General features: G+C 35.5%; 22 protein-coding genes and 1 pseudogene. 13 read left to right on the top strand and 10 right to left on the bottom strand.

What is annotated here, in order from left to right; genetic code table 11:
* Window positions 1–180: 180 nt before the first annotated feature.
* Window positions 181–915: a MerR family transcriptional regulator gene (locus WAX78_RS17625; protein ID WP_336483297.1), complete on the bottom strand. Its 735-nt coding sequence runs from the start codon at window positions 913–915 to the stop codon at window positions 181–183.
* A gap of 483 nt (window positions 916–1,398) precedes the next feature.
* Here WAX78_RS17625 and WAX78_RS17620 point away from each other — a divergent pair, with 483 nt between their 5' ends.
* A complete protein-coding gene (locus WAX78_RS17620; RefSeq protein ID WP_336483296.1) occupies window positions 1,399–2,601 on the top strand; it encodes a macrolide family glycosyltransferase in 1,203 nt (400 codons plus the stop codon).
* Between the two features lie 60 nt (window positions 2,602–2,661).
* Here the strand turns inward: WAX78_RS17620 and WAX78_RS17615 are convergent.
* The 3 genes and pseudogenes from WAX78_RS17615 to WAX78_RS17605 form a co-directional block, all read right to left on the bottom strand.
* Window positions 2,662–3,003: pseudogene (locus tag WAX78_RS17615) on the bottom strand (stage V sporulation protein R); the annotation flags it as partial.
* A gap of 7 nt (window positions 3,004–3,010) precedes the next feature.
* Window positions 3,011–3,382, bottom strand: a complete 372-nt coding sequence (locus WAX78_RS17610; RefSeq protein ID WP_336483295.1) for a hypothetical protein — start codon at window positions 3,380–3,382, stop codon at window positions 3,011–3,013.
* Window positions 3,383–3,709: 327 nt separating this feature from the next.
* The gene (locus WAX78_RS17605) at window positions 3,710–5,125 is read right to left on the bottom strand and encodes a SpoVR family protein (RefSeq protein ID WP_336483294.1); all 1,416 of its coding nucleotides are present in this window, start codon (window positions 5,123–5,125) and stop codon (window positions 3,710–3,712) included.
* Window positions 5,126–5,292: 167 nt separating this feature from the next.
* Here WAX78_RS17605 and WAX78_RS17600 point away from each other — a divergent pair, with 167 nt between their 5' ends.
* A complete protein-coding gene (locus WAX78_RS17600) occupies window positions 5,293–5,634 on the top strand; it encodes a DUF952 domain-containing protein (protein ID WP_336483293.1) in 342 nt (113 codons plus the stop codon).
* A 40-nt stretch (window positions 5,635–5,674) separates the two neighbouring features.
* On the opposite strand, the gene WAX78_RS17595 is transcribed toward WAX78_RS17600, so the two are convergent.
* The 3 genes from WAX78_RS17595 to WAX78_RS17585 all read right to left on the bottom strand — a co-directional run bounded on the left by WAX78_RS17595 (window position 5,675) and on the right by WAX78_RS17585 (window position 8,487).
* A complete protein-coding gene (locus tag WAX78_RS17595) occupies window positions 5,675–6,235 on the bottom strand; it encodes a nitroreductase family protein (protein WP_336483292.1) in 561 nt (186 codons plus the stop codon).
* Window positions 6,236–6,407: 172 nt separating this feature from the next.
* On the bottom strand, window positions 6,408–7,814 hold the full coding sequence (locus WAX78_RS17590; RefSeq protein ID WP_336483291.1) for a sensor histidine kinase: 1,407 nt from the start codon (window positions 7,812–7,814) through the stop codon (window positions 6,408–6,410).
* Window positions 7,801–8,487 (bottom strand): response regulator transcription factor, encoded by a 687-nt coding sequence (locus WAX78_RS17585; RefSeq protein WP_336483476.1) that lies wholly within the window; start codon window positions 8,485–8,487, stop codon window positions 7,801–7,803. The genes WAX78_RS17590 and WAX78_RS17585 overlap by 14 nt, the downstream gene beginning before the upstream one ends.
* A gap of 183 nt (window positions 8,488–8,670) precedes the next feature.
* Between WAX78_RS17585 and WAX78_RS17580 the strand changes: the two genes are divergently transcribed.
* The 5 genes from WAX78_RS17580 (at window position 8,671) to WAX78_RS17560 (ending at window position 13,902) form a co-directional block, all read left to right on the top strand.
* Window positions 8,671–9,303, top strand: coding sequence for a hypothetical protein (locus WAX78_RS17580; protein ID WP_336483290.1), 633 nt, complete (start codon window positions 8,671–8,673; stop codon window positions 9,301–9,303).
* A gap of 241 nt (window positions 9,304–9,544) precedes the next feature.
* Window positions 9,545–11,095, top strand: coding sequence for a spore germination protein (locus tag WAX78_RS17575; protein WP_413789204.1), 1,551 nt, complete (start codon window positions 9,545–9,547; stop codon window positions 11,093–11,095).
* Window positions 11,092–12,174 carry a Ger(x)C family spore germination protein gene (locus WAX78_RS17570; RefSeq protein ID WP_336483289.1) on the top strand — a complete coding sequence of 361 codons (1,083 nt, stop codon included), beginning with the start codon at window positions 11,092–11,094 and terminating at the stop codon, window positions 12,172–12,174. The genes WAX78_RS17575 and WAX78_RS17570 overlap by 4 nt, the downstream gene beginning before the upstream one ends.
* 13 nt (window positions 12,175–12,187) lie before the next feature.
* Complete coding sequence (locus tag WAX78_RS17565; RefSeq protein ID WP_336483288.1) at window positions 12,188–13,279, top strand: GerAB/ArcD/ProY family transporter; 1,092 nt, start codon at window positions 12,188–12,190, stop codon at window positions 13,277–13,279.
* Window positions 13,280–13,338: 59 nt separating this feature from the next.
* Entirely contained in the window at window positions 13,339–13,902 is a 564-nt protein-coding gene (locus tag WAX78_RS17560; RefSeq protein ID WP_336483287.1) for a PCYCGC motif-containing (lipo)protein, read from the top strand.
* 75 nt (window positions 13,903–13,977) lie between these two features.
* Here the strand turns inward: WAX78_RS17560 and WAX78_RS17555 are convergent, their stop codons facing one another.
* Window positions 13,978–15,399, bottom strand: coding sequence for a PH domain-containing protein (locus WAX78_RS17555; RefSeq protein ID WP_336483286.1), 1,422 nt, complete (start codon window positions 15,397–15,399; stop codon window positions 13,978–13,980).
* Window positions 15,392–15,871 (bottom strand): PH domain-containing protein, encoded by a 480-nt coding sequence (locus WAX78_RS17550; protein ID WP_336483285.1) that lies wholly within the window; start codon window positions 15,869–15,871, stop codon window positions 15,392–15,394. Before WAX78_RS17550 ends, WAX78_RS17555 begins: the two co-directional genes overlap by 8 nt.
* 161 nt (window positions 15,872–16,032) lie before the next feature.
* Here WAX78_RS17550 and WAX78_RS17545 point away from each other — a divergent pair, with 161 nt between their 5' ends.
* The 6 genes from WAX78_RS17545 (at window position 16,033) to WAX78_RS17520 (ending at window position 19,825) form a co-directional block, all read left to right on the top strand.
* A complete protein-coding gene (locus tag WAX78_RS17545; RefSeq protein ID WP_336483284.1) occupies window positions 16,033–16,299 on the top strand; it encodes a YhdB family protein in 267 nt (88 codons plus the stop codon).
* 351 nt (window positions 16,300–16,650) lie between these two features.
* Entirely contained in the window at window positions 16,651–17,508 is an 858-nt protein-coding gene (locus WAX78_RS17540; protein ID WP_336483283.1) for an LCP family protein, read from the top strand.
* Window positions 17,509–17,661: 153 nt separating this feature from the next.
* Window positions 17,662–18,093 (top strand): disulfide formation protein C, encoded by a 432-nt coding sequence (locus WAX78_RS17535; RefSeq protein ID WP_336483282.1) that lies wholly within the window; start codon window positions 17,662–17,664, stop codon window positions 18,091–18,093.
* On the top strand, window positions 18,093–18,509 hold the full coding sequence (locus tag WAX78_RS17530) for a thioredoxin family protein (protein WP_336483281.1): 417 nt from the start codon (window positions 18,093–18,095) through the stop codon (window positions 18,507–18,509). The genes WAX78_RS17535 and WAX78_RS17530 overlap by 1 nt, the downstream gene beginning before the upstream one ends.
* A gap of 74 nt (window positions 18,510–18,583) precedes the next feature.
* Window positions 18,584–18,799, top strand: a complete 216-nt coding sequence (locus WAX78_RS17525) for a DUF1540 domain-containing protein (RefSeq protein ID WP_098308123.1) — start codon at window positions 18,584–18,586, stop codon at window positions 18,797–18,799.
* A 96-nt stretch (window positions 18,800–18,895) separates the two neighbouring features.
* Entirely contained in the window at window positions 18,896–19,825 is a 930-nt protein-coding gene (locus WAX78_RS17520; RefSeq protein ID WP_336483280.1) for a carbohydrate kinase family protein, read from the top strand.
* A 285-nt stretch (window positions 19,826–20,110) separates the two neighbouring features.
* Here the strand turns inward: WAX78_RS17520 and WAX78_RS17515 are convergent, their stop codons facing one another.
* Window positions 20,111–20,383: a hypothetical protein gene (locus tag WAX78_RS17515; protein WP_336483279.1), complete on the bottom strand. Its 273-nt coding sequence runs from the start codon at window positions 20,381–20,383 to the stop codon at window positions 20,111–20,113.
* Window positions 20,384–20,475 lie beyond the last annotated feature (92 nt).

Below are 20,475 nucleotides of genomic sequence, written 5' to 3'. Positions count from 1 at the left end.
GTGAAAAACCAAGAGTAAAACTACTTACGAGTTGTAGTATTGCTCTTTAAAGTTACTTAAATATTAATAAATGCAATAGTAAATGCCCCCATTATTCAATAATCCCGTTCGATTGGGCAAAAAGAAAAAGCCGTAGTTATACAAATGCTTACGACTTTTTCTGTGATAATAAAAATGAATTTAACTGTGTGACACAGCATCCTTAATGTAGTCAGAAAGCTGTTTATCAATCTTATTTATCCCTAATTTCTCTCCTACTTCAGGATTTTCTTTATAATAACGTTCAGCTGCTTTGGAGATTTCAGGATCCTTAAAAGTCAACTTATTGAGGAGTTCATTCCATTGTTTTGCCAATCGTGTTACGTCTAGGTTTTCGGGTGGTGTTCCTTTCTCATATTCCATTCGTATCTTTGCAGTTATTTCAGCCCATTCACTTACACATTGTTTTCTTTCCTCTAGTCCCATTTGTTTGAACATCTTATCTTGTTGTTCTTGGGTAAAATAGTTTTCTTTACTCATATTTATCACCTCAATTAAATTTATAAATTGTTCTGCGCTCACTTCTTGTTGACTGTTAAACAACTCATATATTCTTTCCAACCGACTGCACAATTGTTCTTGTATCCGAATGGACTCTTTTACACTTTCTAGCTGTACTTTTATAACTTCGACTGGATTTAAATTTGGATCTTCTATCATTTCTTTAATCTGACCCAAAGCAAAACCTAACTGCTTAAGTGACATGATTTGTTGTAACTTGGCAATATCTGTTTCAGTGTAAATCCTATGTCCCTTATCAGATGATTCCGAAGGAGAAAACAATCCCATCTTGTCATAATGATGGAGCATCCGTACCGTAAGTCCAGTTTGTTTAGCTAATTCTCCAACTTTCCAAGTTTTTTTATTCAGAATCAACCCCTCATTTCGTACGAAGTAATTTCACCGGTAAAATTACTATACAACCTGACATCGTGTTAGGTTCAAGTTTCTTTTTAAAACTTTTTTGTTGTTTATATTCATAACAGTTTTCATAAAAAAGATGCCTTCCTATTAAAGAATCACATCCAAATTTAGGACTATTGGCGACTGAAAAAAACATTTACTTTATTAGTTTTTAAATAACAGGAACAACCGAAAGCTATGGGCTTAGATTGGCAGTTGTTAAAAGAATAATCGATTTGCACTTCGTGGATCATGTAGAAGAGAAAGAAACAACGTTTAAAGTAAAAAAATGAAATGATTAGTTATGAAAAATTTATTTTTTAACATACGTTAGGTCACATAGAGGACACACAACTATCGTATTCTGATACTTGTAATTGAGTTGAGCAATGATGTAGGACAGTGATCCGTACTATTACACAATTTAGAGAACATTTTACCTAAGGAGTGATTATAATGGCACGTGTTTTATTTATTAATGGTGGATCAGAAGGACATATCAATCCAACAATTGGTGTTGTACAAGAGCTTATTGCACGCGGAGAAGAGGTAGTGTACTTCACAATAGAAGCTTTTCGGGAGCGTATCGAGAAAACGGGAGCTACTGTACGAACATTTGATGACCAAAAATTTATAAAAGCCTTTATCTCAGGTGGAAGAAATTATTTATCCGAAAGAATCAACGGTCTTTTACATACGGCAGATATCATTATACCTAGTGTTCTTGAACAGATTCAGGGAGAACATTTTGATTATATCATTCACGATTCTATGTTTGGCTGTGGACGTTTACTTTCTCAAATTCTAAAGCTCCCCGCAATTAATTCGTGTACATCTTTTGCTCAGACTGAAATATCATTTGAAAGAATGTTAGAACATCTTTCGCAAAATATCCCAACAGAAATTGCGAAAAGGATAAATAATGATTTTCAAAACCTAACAACAAAAATTAAAGAAAAATATGGTGTTGAAATCACTTCTCCTTATGAAGTTTTTTGTAACCCTGCACCACTTACAATCGTTTATACAACTAGAGAATTTCAACCCTTTGGAGAAACATTTGACGAAACATACAAATTTGTAGGTCCATCCATCTCTTCACGATTAACACAAGAAAACTTCGACCTTACTACAATCAAAGGAAAAAGCCCAATTTATATTTCACTGGGTACTGTCTTTAATCAAGCAATTGATTTCTATAAGCTTTGTTTTAAGGCATTTGGGAACACTGATCATACCGTTGTCATGTCTATTGGGAAAAAAGTTCAAATATCTGATTTAGGGAATATTCCTAAAAACTTCATTGTAAAAAATTATGTTCCACAAACCGAAGTGCTAAAACACTCTAAATTATTTATCACACATGGTGGAATGAACAGTACCCATGAAGGTCTCTATTACGAGGTTCCGCTAATTGTAATCCCACAAAGCGCGGACCAGCCTTTTGTCGCTCAAAGAGTTGCTAATATCGGAGCAGGTATCAATTTAAGCATGCACAGTCTGAGCGCTGACCAACTCCGTGAAACTGCGGACCAAATATTACACAATCCGTCTTTCCTAAAGGCTGTTGGCAATATTAGCGAATCCTTTCAAAAATCGGGCGGGTATCACCAAGCTGTTGATGAGATTTTCGAATGTAAAAGTAAATATGATATCTAAATATAAATAGCTCTCTTTTACACTGCTAACAACAAAAAGCCGCTGGTTCCCCAGCGGCTCTCACACATACTTCCGATGCACCATCTTCCCATCATAAGAAAACACAACATTCTTATTCTCCACAATCGACTCCATCACCGTTCTTCCCCATAACTGATAAATGTATAGCAATACTTTCTCTAAATATTTCAGGTCCAGTTCAATTCCTTCATAACAATGCTTAATTTACAATTCTCCGTTCTTTAAATGGTCTCCATCTTCAACAACTAAATACGAAAATCCACCGTTTGTTCTCATATTCACTAACTAATCACGAACATTTTCCCAATCTTTATCGATGACTTTATAATCTTTTCCTTGGCGCTGGAATAAGTACATATCTTCGCGCATGACAACCCCTTTTTTTGCACTACTCCCTCAAACCCGCTCCAACAACTTTTCCTGACTTTTCATCTACAAGTTTAATAATGTCGCCCAATAAGCCACTCTTTGTAGAGCGGAACATAACAGTTGTCACTTCTTGTCCCTCAAAAGAACGGTCTGTTAAAACAAATCCCTTTGTATCTGCAATCGTTTTACTTACTTGAGCTTCTTTCCATTCACCAATCACTTCTTTTTTCTGCGAATCAGAAAGTGAGTTCCAAGCAATTTCTCGTACATCTTTCGTTGTTTGTGCTGTTTCTGTTTTGTTGTTCGTTTGCTTATCAGTCGTTTGACATCCACCTAATAGTAGCGAGGAAAAGATAACTACTGATAGAAGTATAGACTTCAATTGTTTCAAAGTAATCCCTCTCCTGTTCTATTCCTTTATTACCATTTTCCATATTTTGGTGCATACTCCTTCTTTTCATTCGAAACTCCAATGAAACAAGGGTTTTTTCATAAAAAATTGGCCTTCTGCTCACAAGTTTGTTCAATTCCTATATGCATCTAAATGAGACTGCCGTGTCAAAGTCGGCACGTTGACAACCTAGAAAACACAGAAGAGTTGTTCATTCTTTGGCATCTTTTCGTACGATAACAGGATATGCCTAAAAACAGATACAACGTTTAATGAAATCACTTTCTAAAAACCAAAAAGCCACTACATACATAGTGGCTTTCCTTATTACACATACTTCCGATGCACCATCTTCCCATCATAAGAAAACACAACATTCTTATTCTCTACAATCGACTCCATATGCACCGTTCTTCCCCATAACTGATAAATGTATGGCAACACTTTCTCTAAATATTTTAAATCAAGTTCAATACCTTCATAACAATGCTTAATGTACAATTCTCCGTTCTTTAAATGGTCTCCATCTTCAACAACTAAATACGGAAATCCACCATTTGTTCTCATATTGACTAACTGGTCCCGAACATTTTCCCAATCTTTATCGACGACTTTATAATCCTTCCCTTGCCGCTGGAATAAGTACATATCTTCCCGCATAACAAGTTCTTTGTTTAAGTAATTTCGCAGGAATGATACGTCCCATTCAATTTCGCGTACTTCAAAGATTTTCTCCCTTCCTGAGTTTGGTTTTGCGCCTCGGCGTATCATTTCTTCTGTCGGATTATCGTAGCGTTCTTCAATATCTTCGAAAATTTTGATACCGAGATAGTACGGGTTAATACTTGTTTTTGACGGTTGAACAACCCCTGCGTTTAGTTTTGCAAATTCAATGGCTTCATCTGAACCTAAATCCATTTCACGAAGGATACGTTGATGCCAATACGAAGCCCAGCCTTCGTTCATGATTTTCGTTTCAAGCTGCGGCCAGAAATACAGCATTTCCTCACGCATCATCGTTAAAATATCACGTTGCCACTCTTCTAATTCGCGGCTATATTCTTCAATAAAAAGAAGTAAATCTTTTTCTGGTTGCGGAGGAATTTTTCTTTTCTTCCGCACATTCGGTAATTCTCGTTTCTTATTTCGATCCTCTAAATTCCATAAATCATCGTACGGCGTGGCAGCCCTCTTTACTTCTTCCTCTTCTTGATCATCCGCACTCCATGCAAGCTTCGGTCTCATAAGCGAAGGATCAATGTGCTCTTGAATGGCTAGCACAGCATCTAAAAAGGTTTCTACTTCTTTTTTACCGTATTTATGCTCATAATTTTTAACTCGCTCTGCAGTTGCCGCCATACTTTCAACCATATCGCGTTTCGTATTAGAAAATCGAATATTATTTTTAAAGAAATCACAATGTGCCAATACGTGAGCGACAATAAGTTTATTTTGAATCAATGAATTTGTATCGAGCAAAAAGGCATAACATGGATCGGAGTTAATAACGAGCTCATATATTTTACTAAGTCCTAAATCATAGTGAAGTTTCATCTTATAAAATTGCTTTCCAAAGCTCCAATGTGAAAAGCGCGTTGGCATGCCATATGCACCAAATGTATAAATAATATCAGCCGGACAAATTTCATAACGCATCGGATAAAAATCTAATCCAAACCCTGTCGCAATTTCCGTAATTTCTGAAATTGCATATTGCAATGCTTTGTCCTCACTACTTCTCATAGTTTTCCCCCTCCTTACATATTCCCTTATGACAGTGTATGAAGGAGAACAAGCTTTCATGAAGATTAAAGAAATTACCTCAATTTATTTTGTCTTTTAGATGCGATTACCTTGCAAAACATGTAAAATTCCCTTTAGAGAACATTCATGACAAAGGGGATAATCTTATGAATACAATTATTAAAGTTATGACAATGCAAGCATGGGAAAATGCAAAAGAAAAAGGAGTCATTATCGAACCTTCCTTACAGGAAGAGGGATTCATTCACTGCTCATTTCTCAATCAATCATTACAAGTTGCTCACAAACATTTTGCAGCAGAACAGTCTATTGTATTTTTAACAATCGATCCAGATCGTGTACAAGCAGAAATTAAGTACGAATTAGCTGCAAACGGGGAACATTATCCACATATTTATGGTGTCATACATACGAATGCAATCACAAATGTTCATACGTTAACTCGACATAAGGATGGAACTTTTACACTCCCAGCAGAGCTTATATAACAAAGAAGGATGCTTACAATTTAATAAGCATCCTTCTTTGTTACCCTTCAATAATCTCTAACTTCTCCGTAATTGGTGTACGCTCTTTTCCTTCTGGAGCTTTATCAAAATACCCAACATGTAGTATACCAACAATTCGTTGTCCTTTCGTTAAACCAATTTCTATCATGAAAGCAGGATTGTAAATAAGCCCGCCAGTTTTCCAAACAACACCTAATTGACGTTCCCAAGCTAGGAGCTGGAAGTTTTGCATGAATGCACATACAGCGGCATAATCTTCATCACGCTGCGCTTGGCGTGGATCTTCATCCATATAAACAACAATTTGAGCTGGCGTACTCATAAAACGTTCTGTTAACATTTTTCCGCGTTTTTCTCTTTCTTCTGGCGAAAAAGAGTTTAAAACAGCGCCTACAAATTTTTTACGGCCATCCCCCATAAATAATTTACATTTCCATGGCTCTCGGTGCTGATGATTCGGTGCCCATGTGGCATCATTTAATAGTTCAATTAATAATTCCTTTTCTACTGATTTATTTGTAAAGGTGCGAATAGATCTTCTTTCTTTAATAACATTTGCAACGGAAGCATAAGTTGTCATATATTCCTCTCCCTCATAATTTTATATCTATATGTATATACTAATAATTGATAAAGATTATCATTATCAATTATAGTCTAGTTTCCTCATATAAATCAACATTTAATATAATAAAATAAACGCCCCAATTTCAGTAAAATAAAAAAATCGCCTTACTTAGTAAGACGATTTTTTATCGTGGAAAACATATGATAAACGTTGTTCCTTTATCTTGTTCACTCTTTACTTTAATCGTTCCGTTATGCAATTTCACAAGTTCTTTTACAATCGATAGTCCTAATCCAAATTCACCATAACTATTTGTCCTAGATGTATCAGCTTTATAAAAACGTGACCATATTGCAGATACCTCTTCTCGGTCCATCCCAATACCAGTATCTTCAATTTCAATAATTGTCATTTGCCTTTCTTCTTTTCCACGCAACATAATTGTTCCATTCTCGGTAAATTGCAGACTATTTTTTGTGATGTTCAGCAAAATTTGCAATAGCCGGTCATAGTCAGCATAAACAAATAAACTAGCGGGGACATCAATTCCAATTGTATTTCCCTTTTCCTCTGCTTGCAGTTCTAATTGTTCACTAATCACTTCAAAAACCTCTTTTACTTCAATCTCTTCTTTTTGAAGTGTGATTTCATTAGAAAGAATCTTTTCGTAGTCCAATGTTTCATTGACAAGGCGAATGAGTCGCTTTGTTTCTTGTTCCATCATCTCAAAGCAGCGCTGCTTTTTCTCCTCCGGAATGAGGTCATTTTTCATTCCTTCTACTAAACCATTGATTGTCGTAAGCGGTGTTTTTAATTCATGTGAAACATCGGCAATAAATTGACGCTTCCGCTTTTCTAAACGATTAATTTCCTTCTGCGCTTTATGAAGCTGCATTGCCATATTGTTAAAATCATCTCCGAGCAAGCCAATTTCATCGTATTGTCCAATAGGAACCTGCACATCATACTGACCTTTTGAAATCATTGCGGTTGCCTGGCGAAGACGCTGCACCCGCTTTACTAAAGAGCGTGAGAAAAAAATACTGACCACTAGTACAATCAGAAAAGTAATACACGCTGTAATTAATAAATATCGATTTAATTCTGTAACAATTTGAAGTGTGCTGTGAATGGGAGCTGTTAACATCACCCCGCCCCGCAGTTCACTATCTTTCATATATGGAAGCACAACAACTGATACGGGCTGTTCAAACCTTTTCACGTCTCGCTTTATCTGCAATGTTTCACCATGTTGAATTTTCTTCCATTCCGCTTCACTTAACAAAGGTTTTTGTTTTAAACGAAATGACGGCTGTATAATCTCGCCTTTTTCATTAAAGATAAAAAACTTCGTATCGCGTGCATGCAGTATACTCGAAAAATGCTTTAATTTTACAGCACGAACATCCATTTCTTGTTTCTCAAGCTCGGAAATAATTTTAGTTCCGTAAGAAGTAAGCTCTTCTACCTTTGTCTTGTAAGCTAGATTTTCAGCTAAACTTAAAAACAGGACACTTAATAGAATAAATGCAACAAGTAAAATAAAAACGTAACTGAACAATAGCTTATAAAAATATTTAATCCTTTTCACAGCCAGCTACCGCTTCATCAAATTTATAACCAACGCCCCAAACCGTGTGAATCCATATATGTGAGCCCGTGCTAATTTTTTTACGAAGCCGTTTAATATGTACATCCACCGTTCGTTCATCTCCGTAAAATTGATATCCCCAAATACGTTCTAAGAGCTGCTCCCTTCGAAATACTTGGCGCGGGTGCTTCGTGAAAAAAGCGAGCAACTCAAACTCTTTTGGCGTTAAATTTTCCACTTTCTCACCGTCTAAAAATACTTCTCTTGTTTCTTCATTAATATGAAAATGATTTACTTCATTTCTTACCTGCTTTTTTGATAAACGGCGTACAACCGCCTTCATCCTTGCGATTAACGTAAGCGGACTAAACGGCTTCGTAACATAATCATCTGCCCCAATTTCTAATCCTAGCACTTGATCGGCTTCACTATCTTTTGCTGTTAACATGATAATAGGAACATCACTGCTTTCTCGTATTTTTTGACACAGTTTTATACCATCCATGCCTGGAATCATCCAATCTACAATAAGCAAATCCCAATCTTTCTTTTGAAACAATGAATATGCTTCTAAACCATCTGCGACAAATGTTGCTTGAAAGTCTTCTTTCATAAAAAACATTTCAAGCATTGAACACACGCTCTCATTATCCTCTACAATTAACACATGCATCGCAGCATCTTCTCCATTCATTGAAATCTTTTTCTCCATTTTAAAACTCTTATCATATGGAAACAACTTTCTATTTCTCTTTTCTATCTTACAAAGAAAAACATAATTTGTTCATAGTTTTGTCATACTTTTTGGATAAGCTATATAACGCAAGCAGTTTACTACTTATAGGAGTGATAAAACATGAAGAAAAAGTTAGTAACAGGAATGTTAGCGGTATCATTATTATGCGGAGCAACATCGCTTACGGCATACGCTTCTACCGATAGCTCGCAAGCAGAAACAAAACAAGAAACGAAACAAGTAGCAAAACACCACAAACTCATTTCTGAAGAACAATACAAATCATTAATAGAAAAAGGATATAAAAAACATGAAATTTGGAAAGCAGCACGCATCGCAAAATTAAGTGGAAAAGATATTAATGCTGTATTAGAGTACTATAAGCAAAAGCATACATGGAAAGAAACTGCGCAGCACTTTGGCGTTGATCCAAAGAAACTTCATAAATTTCATAAACATCATATGAGTAAAGAGATGGAAGGAAAACTGTTACAAAAAGTAGCAGACATGCAAAAATCCACTCCAGATCAAGTGAAACAAACAATGCGCGACTATGAAGTATCTTTATTCCACCTTGCCGTACTGAACATTATTTCACAAAAAAGCGGCACATCATTAAATGATGTATTAAAAATGAAAAAAGACGGTATGAATGTAAAACAAATTGCTGAAAAATTAAATGTAAAAAAAGAAGATATTAAAACAGAAATGAAAAAATTAAAAGCATCCTTGAAAATGGAAAAAGCACAATAAGTAAAAAAGGAAGAAGCAACTACATGCTTCTTCCTTTTTTATATAAAACCACAATTCCTTATACGTTAAGTGCACATCTTCGAAAGCTAACTTATAACAAGATTATGTTTCTTTTCCTCTACTATTATTCAGAAAAATATGGCATATCCCAACTTACTTTTCACATAATTCTCCGTATAATTCTACATTTATTTCTAAAAACTAACAGAGGTATTTTCTAAACCGTAAAGAGGTGAACCCTATGTTTCGTTTACCATTCGGAAAAAAAGAAGAAGAAGAAAAACAAGAGAAACAAGAAAAACAACAAAAGAGTAATAAAAATAATTGTTCCATACCAGAATTTATTGAAACAATGAAACAATCTATGGATTTTCTGCATTTCAACATAACTGACGATGGGAATTTACGTATATTTTATATCAAATCCGTATCAGAAGAGCTTGTACTAAAACGTTTTATTCTTTCTCCTATAAAAGAACAGCTAGCAAACATTGAAAAAATAGAAGATTTATCTAACATTGTTCCGATTGAAGAAATTATCTTATCTCCTTCTATAGAGGAGATTCGCGAAAAATTATTAGGTGGATTTATATTAATACAGCTTCGAAATGTCTCACAAGAGGATGATTATGCTCTAATTCGTGCCGAAAGTACAGTTCCAGGCAGTCGTATATATAATGATACTGAAAATGAATATAGTGTTGTTGGACCGAAAGTTGGATTTGTTGAAAGTCTCGATGTCAATCTTCATTTATTGAGAAAAAATGTTGTAACAGAAAATCTTATCTTTAAAGAAGTTACAGTTGGGTCTTTATCAAAAACACAGCTCGTTGTTGGTTATCTCGAAGGAATTACAAATGAACAACATGTCAACACTGTAGTGCAAAGATTACAGGATACTGATTTTGATGTTCCATTTGATTCAACATTAGTTGAACAACTCATTAGTGATAATAGTAATTCACTTTTTCCGCTTCTGCTATCTACAGAGCGCCTAGATCGCGCTATATACGCATTAATATCTGGGCAAGTAATCATTATAACAAATGGTTCTCCCTATGTTCTGGCTGGCCCGACAACTTTATTTGATTTCTTTATTTCACCAGAAGATTATTATTTACCGTGGATTATTGGATCATTTTTTCGTTTTATTCGATTTTTCGGAGCTTTATTCTCTATTTTTTCTTCAGCAATTTATACAGCTGTTTTAACATATCATTATCAAATGATTCCAACAGATCTAGTAGGCCCTATTATTTTCTCGAGAGCAAATGTCCCTTTTCCGCCTGTATTAGAAGTTCTTTTTTTAGAAATTACGATTGAATTATTACGAGAAGCGGGAGCACGCTTACCGCCAAAGATTGGACAAACACTTGGTATCGTCGGTGGCATTGTCATCGGGCAAGCAACAGTGGAGGCTGCTTTGACAAGTACAATTTTACTCATTGCCGTTGCTCTATCAGCACTCGCTGCTTTTACAACACCAACAATTAAAATGTCTAACACGATTCGTATCCTACGATTTCCACTTATTATATTAGCTGGTATGATGGGCGGTCTCGGTTTAATAATTGGCTTTACTTTTATTTTGGCTCACTTAATTCATTTAAAATCACTTGGTTCACCTTACTTATTACCACTTTATCCATTTAGAGGTATTGATTCATCGGAAGCATTTGTCCGCTATCCGTTCAGTATGTCAGCAAAGCGTCCTTCTTACCTCCGACCAAAATCAAACTGGCGCTTTAATCCAATAAAAGCAAAAACAAAACAGCATGGTGACAAAACATGAGAAACTTTTTCTTTCCATTTCTTATATGCTTACTATTTTTTCTTTCTAGTTGTGTACAATCACAAATTGTAGATGAAATGCGAATTGTTCATACTGTTGGATTTGATTTAACTAACGATAACGAAATTAAAGGAACTATTATATACCCTGTTTACAATCTTGGGAAAAATAAAACCCCAAAAACATTATCATCAGTCGGGCGCTCAGGAGAAGTAGTAGCAGCTAATTTAGCTGCCAAATCTCCTCACAAGATAGTAGTAGGTCAAACACGAATGATTGTATTTGGATCAAGTTTAAGTAAACAGGGAATTTCAAATATCATTGGAAATTTGCAACGCGATCCGAATATTGGACGAGATGTACAAATTGCATTTGTAGATGGCACAGCAGAACAATTACTAAAACATACAGTGAAAAACGGATCTCTATATTTATCAGAACTAATTGATCAAAATGTTGCAAACGAAAGTATACCGAAAACAAATTTACACGTTTTTCTATATAATTATTTCTCATTTGGATGTGATCCTTTTCTTCCCTATATCCGAATAGACGGTGAAGATTCTGCTTCTCTTCAAGGCCTTGCATTTTTAAAAAAAGATAAAATTATGATGTATGCGAATCCTGAAGACTCATTTTTAATCAAATTAGTCATAAATCCAACTAAAAATGGACGATACGAAGTGAATATACAAAGAGGAAAAAATAAGGGTGTTGCTGTCATTCACAGCTTATCGGGGAATAGCACCTATCATATTACAGATAACAATTCTTCACCTAAAGTAGAAATTAAAGTGACATTAAATGGTTTAATTAAAGATTCCCCTAGCTGGATTAATTTAGAAAATCCTAAAAATATTTCTTATATTGAAGCACAATTACAAGAAAATATTGAGAAGCATGTAACGGCACTCATCCGTCAATTTCAAAATAAAAACATAGATCCACTTGGAGTTCGTGATCAAATTAAAAGTCACTCTAGAAAGTGGAATATGAAACAACTTTCAAACATGTATCCATCTATAGATGTTTCTGTTAAAGCAAAAGTCAACATTGTACAATCTGGAATTGGAGAATGAGGAGGAGAAAAAAATGAATCTACATAGCAAAGAATTTACGGTTTCTCCTTATTTTACGTTTTTTTTAATTCACTCTCTTCAAATAGGCGTAGGAATTTTAGGCTTTCAGCGTATTATAATTAAAGATGCTGGCTATGATGCTTGGATTTCCATTATTATCATGGGAGTCATTACACATGTCGTTTTATTTTGTATGCTTAAAATGCTTGAAAAAGATAATGATTTAATTAACATTCATACTACATGCTTCGGAAAATGGCTAGGTAAAGTCTTTTCAATATTCTTTATGATATATTACGGACTATCTTGTCTTACTATTTTTCGAACATATATTGAAGTTGTTCAAGTATGGGTATTCCCTACTATAAAATTATGGCAAGTTGGGCTTATCATTTTATTCGTCGTGTACTACATTTTAAGTGGAGGTTTTCGCTCTATAGCAGGTATGTGCTTTTTGGGCGTTATCTTGCCTCTTTTTATACTTGCTTTTTTCGTTTTCCCGCTTAAATACGCTCATTTCCGCAATATTTTACCTGTTTTCACTCACTCTTTTGCCGATATTATGCTATCGGCAAAGAAGGCTTCGTTAGAATTTCTAGGATTTGAAGCATTACTTATGTTTTATCCACTTATTGAAAAAGGAAAAAGCGTAAAGCGGTGGGCACATTTTAGTATTTTTTTTACAACCTTGCTATATGTGTTTGTAGCCTTGCTATCATTTGTTTATTTCAGTGAAGGCCTGCTACAGCATACAGTATGGGGGACATTAACAATGTTCAAAATCATTAAAATCCCTTTTATTCAGCGGTTTGAATACGTGATTATCTTCCTTTGGTTTCTCATCATTTTACCAAATCTTTGCTTAACAATATGGGCTTCTTGCCAAGCTGCACACCGTTCTTTTCAGTTGCCATTTAAGGTTGCTTTTCCAATATTTATTGGCAGCATTTATATTAGCTCCTTATTTTTTATGAACCGTGAATCCATCAACACATTAAATACGTATACTTCTAAATTTGGATTGTATTTAATATATGTTTATATACCTGTCCTTTTTGTTTGGCACTATTTTTGTTATCGGTTGAAAAATAACACTTCCTCATAGGAAACAACTGGGGGGGACTGTTACAATTTTAGTAAAATTAAAATAAAGGAGAAATGTTGATGAAAAAGCCGCTTTTATTATGCAGCATGACAGGAATACTTGCCTTTACAATGATTGGCTGCACGAATACTGAAGATAAACAGTCAGCAAAAGAAACAAGTTCCTCCACTTCATCACATGAACATAAACAACCAGCAACAGAAATATATTGCTCCACTTCACCACATGAACATGACCAAGAACAAAGGGATATCGCCGAAACAACAAAAGGAATCGATACGCTCCCTTCTTTTTTATCTAATCATGATGCGCAAATAAAACAAGTTTATGCTGTAGCAGCAAAACACGCTGAATTACTTCAATGGATTCCATGCTACTGTGGATGCGGTCAAAGCGTCGGGCATAAAAGCAATAAAAACTGTTTCATTCGTGAAATCAAAAAAAATGGTCAAGTTGTTTGGGATTCTCATGCAACAACTTGTTTAAATTGTCTACAGATTGCATTAGAAGCGGCAAGATTACAAGACAAAGGAAAATCACCGCTTGAAATTCGAAAATACATCGATAATAAGTATAAGGAAGGCTATGCGAAACCAACACCTACTCCAATGCCAAAAGAATAGAGTAAAACTTCCATCAGCGGAGGGCTTACTCCAAGAATAGCGAAATAAAAAACGAGGGAGATAATCCCTCTTTTTTTATGCAAAATTACTCTCTTTTTCGTAAGAATACCATCTCCGAAGCGAAGTTCCAACTGTATCGTCTGCATCTTTTATACGAAATGTCATGTTTTTCGCACCCGATTTCACACATATTTTCACATTACATAACGCTGATGGTTCTTGAAGTAATGTTTTGGAAACCGTTAACGCCTGTATATGACTTTTTTTTGTATACACCGTTATTCTTCCAATTCGGCGATATATGACAGTAAGTTGCTCTCCCGTAATACACCAACGCGCATCATAGTATCTCCGATAACCTAAGACTGCACCAACAATAAGAAAAATAGGTGCTGCATATTTTACCATTGAATTTTGAGGTAATGTAATCGCTATGAGTAAAAGAACAGGCATAATAACTCTTATCATATAGCGCTCAAATGATCGCTTTGGTAAATGTTGAAACGAAGACGGAGCTCGATAATCAGGAAAATAACGCTGTAATAAATATGGAATATGGCTTCGCTTTACGAGCGGAAAACAGACAAGGCGAAAACCTGCGTATTCTTCTTCTTTCGAACTCGCACTCACAAAACGAATTGTAGCATAACCAAGCCATTGCCGAATTATATTTTCCTCTACTTTAATTGCTTGAATACGATCAAGCGGAACGATAAGTTTTTTCTTCTCAAATAATCCCCTCGTAATAACAAGGTCATCCTTTTGTTTTACAACTGTAAATCCATGATATTTTTGATATACAAGTAACGTACCGAGTAACCATCCCGCTGTAAGAACAGCAATTGCAACTTCTCCGTAAAAAGAAGGTGTTTGTGACTGAAAATTTTCTAACTTAAAATGAATCGAAACGTACTCATCTATCTCTGTATAAATACCAAGCAGCACCGAAAATACAAAGCCAATACTGCCTGATGTAGCCGCATATAAAAACGTCTTTTTATTCGATAATGTGAATACTGGTAGTACAGCAATATCCTCTTGTTTCATTCTCTTTCTTTCAGAAAGCTGGTCTTGAATGTGAATCGCTTCTTCTTTTGTAATGATTTGTAATACTACTTCTGCTCCTTCCCTATTTCCCGCTGTATCAATTTGCAGTTCCGTTAATCCAAACAAACGATGAATTATATTTTGTGATTCATGAATTGCCTGAATTCGTTCTTTCGGAATGTACTTTCGTTTTTGGTTTAACCATCCTTTCTCAAGAATCACTTGCTCTTCAGTAATCGTATATGTAAATCGATACCAACGCATCCAAGCAATACAGGTAAGAATAAACAAAGGTACAAAGCTAAAAATAATCGTATTTATCAAAATAGAAAACGGTAAGCTATTGCGAAACTTAAATAAGAAAATAAGATAAAGTGGAAATAATGCCGATGCATGTTTCACAACTGACAATAGAATTGACAACGAATGAATTCTATTTCTTCTATACATCAGCAACCGCCACCTGCGCTAAAGTAGAAAGTTGCCCCCGTAAATATTCTGCATCTTCATATGCAATCGCTGGAATTGTATGAGTTGTCGCTGCTGTCGTAATATCCACTGATGCTAATTGGTAATAACGTAAAAATGGGCCTTGCCTTACATCTACATGTTGCACACGAATCATAGGAATTAATGTTTTCTCTGTAATAAATACCCCTCGCTGTAAGTCAATCTCCTGCCCACGTATCATATAGCGCCACCTCTTCCATCTAAGCTTTGGATATATACCAATTGTAAAGATAGCATGTCCACCAAAAAAACAAAGAAATAAGAGTTGTAAGTTTGTCATACTTCGAAATGCGTCAAGCCAATATATCGCTCCGCCATAAGCAATCCAAACAATAATATTGATTGAAAATGCCGTTAATCTCCATACTTGAATCGCTCGTTCATCAACCGATTTTAGTAACCTTTGACTCATTGACTCACCCTCTCCGCCTCTTTATTTTCTTAATTTTCTTTCTATTTATTATAAACATATTTCCTTTTCTTTCCCATAACATTCTGTTAACAAATTCTTTCAAGTGTATTTCTTCTTTTCCGTCACACACTATATATAACTCCTCACTAAGGAGGTACACCATGCAAACATACACCGACTACGATAAAGCTCTCTATTACACGTATTGCTGTAACTGGGAGAAGCTGCTTGTACTTATGGTACAAACAGAAGATGAGCTGTTTTCGAAACGAATTGAACACTTTCTACATGCTTATCAATACGGTAAAGATTTATCAGAAGTTGATAAAAAACTCCAACTTTTGTTTCAATATATTGATCATGCAACGCAAAAAACATATACAGAACAAGCGGAACAAGCGGAACAAGTAGAGCAATTTCATATGTAAATAAAGTGAAACTTCCATTAGTGGGGTGCTTTATCCCCACTGATGGAAAGCTCTCACCAATCAGGCTTTTACGGGCAGTTTTCTCCCGTCTAGCTTTTGGCTTTTGCGGGACTTACTGCCCGTTAATGCGGGATAAAGTGAAACTTCCATTAGTAGGGCGCTTTATCCCCCACTGATGGAAAACTCTCACCAATCAAGCTCTTACTACCATAAAAAGCTATCCCTATGCACCGGGATAGCTTTTTTGTATATTTTTCCAAACCATCGTTCATAATACATAATGAATATTACGTAGACGGACGTGATCATGTGAAAAAACATATGTGCTTATTTTTATTTATTGCATTATTTATGATCGGCTGCCAAAAATCATCCAAACAAAATAATCCGGAACACTTCCAACCATTTCATGGAGCTAAAAACGAGCAAGGACCATTTAACGTACTACTTATCGGAAATGATTCTCGCGGAGAAAAACAAGCTAGAGCTGATACAATTATGATTGCACAATACAATAAAAAAGAAAAAACCGTAAAACTCGCTTCTATTATGCGTGATAGCTACGTAGAAATTCCTATCTATGATAAAAAATATAATAAAATTAATGCCGCCTACTATTATGGAGGTCCTGAATTATTACGAAAAACCATTCAACATAACTTCGGAATCGATGTATCACATTACGTTACAATTGACTTTGCGGCATTCGAAAAAATTGTAGATACCGTCGCTCCAGAAGGAATTACCGTAAATGTAACGCAAACAATCATCGATGATATGGGATTACATTTACAACCTGGACCCCAACGATTACATGGAAAAGAATTACTAAAATATGCACGTTTCCGTCATGATGCTGAAAGTGACTTCGGACGTGTCGGGCGCCAACAAGAAGTACTACAAGCTCTGCAAAAAACCTTTACCGAAAAAGTTCAATCCGTAGACGGTGTATTCCAATTACCTACGATCATACAAGACCTTCTCCCTTATATCCATACTAGTATGGATGCTCAAACATTATTTTCACTCGGTAGCAACGTTCTATTGCATCCTATTGAAAAGATGGAAACAATGCGAATTCCAGTGGCAAATGGATATGAACCAAAAACATACGAGCATGCCGGGGCAGTATTACAGCTTCACCCACAAAAAAATAAAGAAGCAATTCAAAAATTTTTTATCGATTCAACGAAGGCTGTTAATCGTTAAAACCAAGTAAAAACAAGGTGTACATCACCTTGTTTTTTTATTTCCAAGTTTTCAGCGCAAAAAACTTTTATTATGTTGAATGTTTTCTCTTTCTTTTCCACTCCTCCTCGTACTATAATTTTGTATGTAACTATTATAAGAGAGGTATAAAGAATGGATCACGAAAAAAAACAAGAAACTTTGTTATTTACTGCTTGGGGAACTTCGTTTATTGCTACACTCGGAAGCTTATATTTTTCCGAAATTATGAAATTTGAACCATGTACATTATGTTGGTACCAACGTATTTTTATGTATCCATTTGTGTTACTACTTGGCATTGCAGTTGCACGCAAAGATTACCGCATTGCCACATATTCCTTACCAATCGCAAGCATCGGTGCCTGTATATCGCTATATCATTATGCCCTTCAAAAGATACCTGCTTTCTCAGCAGCTGGAGCAGCATGTGGACGAGTGCCTTGTACAGGAGAGTATATTAATTGGTTTGGTTTTATCACAATTCCATTTCTAGCACTAACTGCTTTTGTAATTATTTCTATTTGCAGTTTTCTTTTACTAAAAACAAATAAGGAGATGAAATAATGAAGAAAATGTTTCTTTTTGGCGGCATTGTCGTCGTTTTATTAATCGCTATTTTTGCAGTAACAAAAGCTGAACAAAAACAAGAAAACAAAACAAATTACTACACAAATAAAATTTCTCTAGAAGATATTCGAAAAAACATAGCAGAAAAGAAAGATCAAATAATTTACTTCTACCAAACAGACTGTGTACACTGTCAAAAAGTATCACCGATTATTGTTCCAATGGCAAAAGATATGAATATTGATATGAAAGTCATTGACTTGGAAAATCAACCAGAGGCTGTGTGGGACGAATTTAAAATTACAGCTACACCAACTATCATTCACTTTAAAGAAGGTAAAGAAGTAAGCCGCATTGTAGGAGAACAACCGAAAGATAAGTTCAAAGAATGGTTTACAGCAAATAATAAGTAACAAGAAAAGGAAACTTCCTTTATACATGAAGTGAGTACAAAAATCTCACACTACTTGTATAAGGAGGGGATCCTATGCCAGAAGTACGATGTTCTGTCTCCAACTGTTCATTTTGGGGACAAGGTAACTTTTGTCAAGCAAATGCCATCCTCGTTCAACCTGACTCTCAAGAATCTATACAATCAGAGGACGAGTCATTTACAGATACAATATTATCTGGACAAACGATAGAAAGCTCGGCAACAACGAGTGTAGAAACATGTTGCCATACCTTTCAGCCAAGATACTAAACAACTACCCATCTCGCACTGCATGAGATGGGCTTTCTTTTTTCTCTTTTTCCTTTCATACTATATACAAAAGAAAACCAGTTAGGAGCGAATGAGATGAAACAAGTTTTCTGTATTGGAGAATTATTAATTGATTTTGTTTGTCGTGATACGAACGTATCGTTAATGAATGGGATAAGATTCGAAAAGAAAGCGGGCGGTGCTCCTGCAAATGTCGCTGCAGCAATTACAAAGTTAGGTGGAAAAGCTACTTTTATGGGACAAGTCGGAAATGATTCATTTGGAGAATTTCTAGAAAAAACTTTACGAGATGCAGATGTTGATACATCTATGCTTATAAAAGAAAAACAAACGACTCTTGCCTTCGTTTCTCTTGATTCACATGGTGAGCGTGATTTTACATTTATGCGCGGAGCAGACGGTGAATACAAGTTTGAACAAATTGATTTATCAAAAATAAAACAAGGCGATATCATTCACTTTGGTTCAGCTACAGCATTGCTGCCAGGACAATTAAAAGACACGTACATAAAGCTTTTGCAATATGCAAAAACAAAACAATTATTTATTTCCTTCGACCCAAATTACCGAGCTTCATTAATTACAGACTTGCAGCAATTTCGTAAAGACTGCATCACTTTCATCGCTAACGCTCATTTTATAAAGGTAAGTGATGAAGAAGCAACCCTTCTTACTGGTGAAACAAATATGTATAAAGCCGCTGAAGTATTATTATCATACGGAGCAAAAACTATTGCCATTACACTTGGGGAGCAAGGTACACTTCTTACAACAAACGAAGATCAAACTATTATTCCATCCATTAAGGTACAACAAGTCGATACAACCGGTGCCGGCGATGCTTTTGTCGGTGCAATGCTGTATCAGTTTGCAAAAGAAGAACGCGTTCATATGGATTTTACAACATTACAACAATATATATCATTTGCAAACAAAGTTGGTGCACTTACCTGCACCAATTACGGGGCAATTTCTTCCCTTCCAACACTTGAAGATATAAAGTGAAACTTCCATCAGTGGTTTTTTTCCACTGATGGAAAGCTCTCACCAATCGGGCGCATGCCAGCAGTTATCCCCCACCTATCTTCTTAAGAAAAGCGGAAGCGGCTCGCTCAGAATCGCAGGACGCCCGCGCCCAAGGCAGAGAGGCGCTTTTTGCCTCGTCCGAGGGGGCGAAACGACCGGAGATTCTAGCCACTAGAGCTGGACAATGCTTTCTCCTGAATCTTGAGGTGGGGGTTTTACTACCCACGAGTAGCGGGATAAAAGCGTACGATTAATCGTACGCTTTTATAATAAAATAACCCCCTGTTTCCAAGAAGCATGCATCATTGAAATGTATACAATAACAATAAAAACCGTACCAAATAATGTAACCCATCGATATATATCATTTCCACATTCTCTTGCCTCAACAAATGCCCATACAAAACCCACTAATAATAATAAGTCTATATATGGAATGTACATAGAAAAAATAAATGAAACAAACAAATATATAACAAATAAACAAAGTGTAATTAAAAAAATTGTAAATGCAAATTTACTGTCTCTATTTCGCATAGCATATGTCCCCCTCAGCTTTACAATATTATATTCAGAGGGGAATTTTGTTGCGTTAAAAAAGGATACCCTGCCCCAGCGGTACCCTTTAT

The organism is Bacillus yunxiaonensis (assembly GCF_037104695.1).
GTDB lineage: Bacteria > Bacillota > Bacilli > Bacillales > Bacillaceae_G > Bacillus_A > Bacillus_A yunxiaonensis.
The sequence above is the reverse complement of the archived record's forward strand: the minus strand, read 5'-3'. Positions and strand labels throughout refer to the sequence as shown.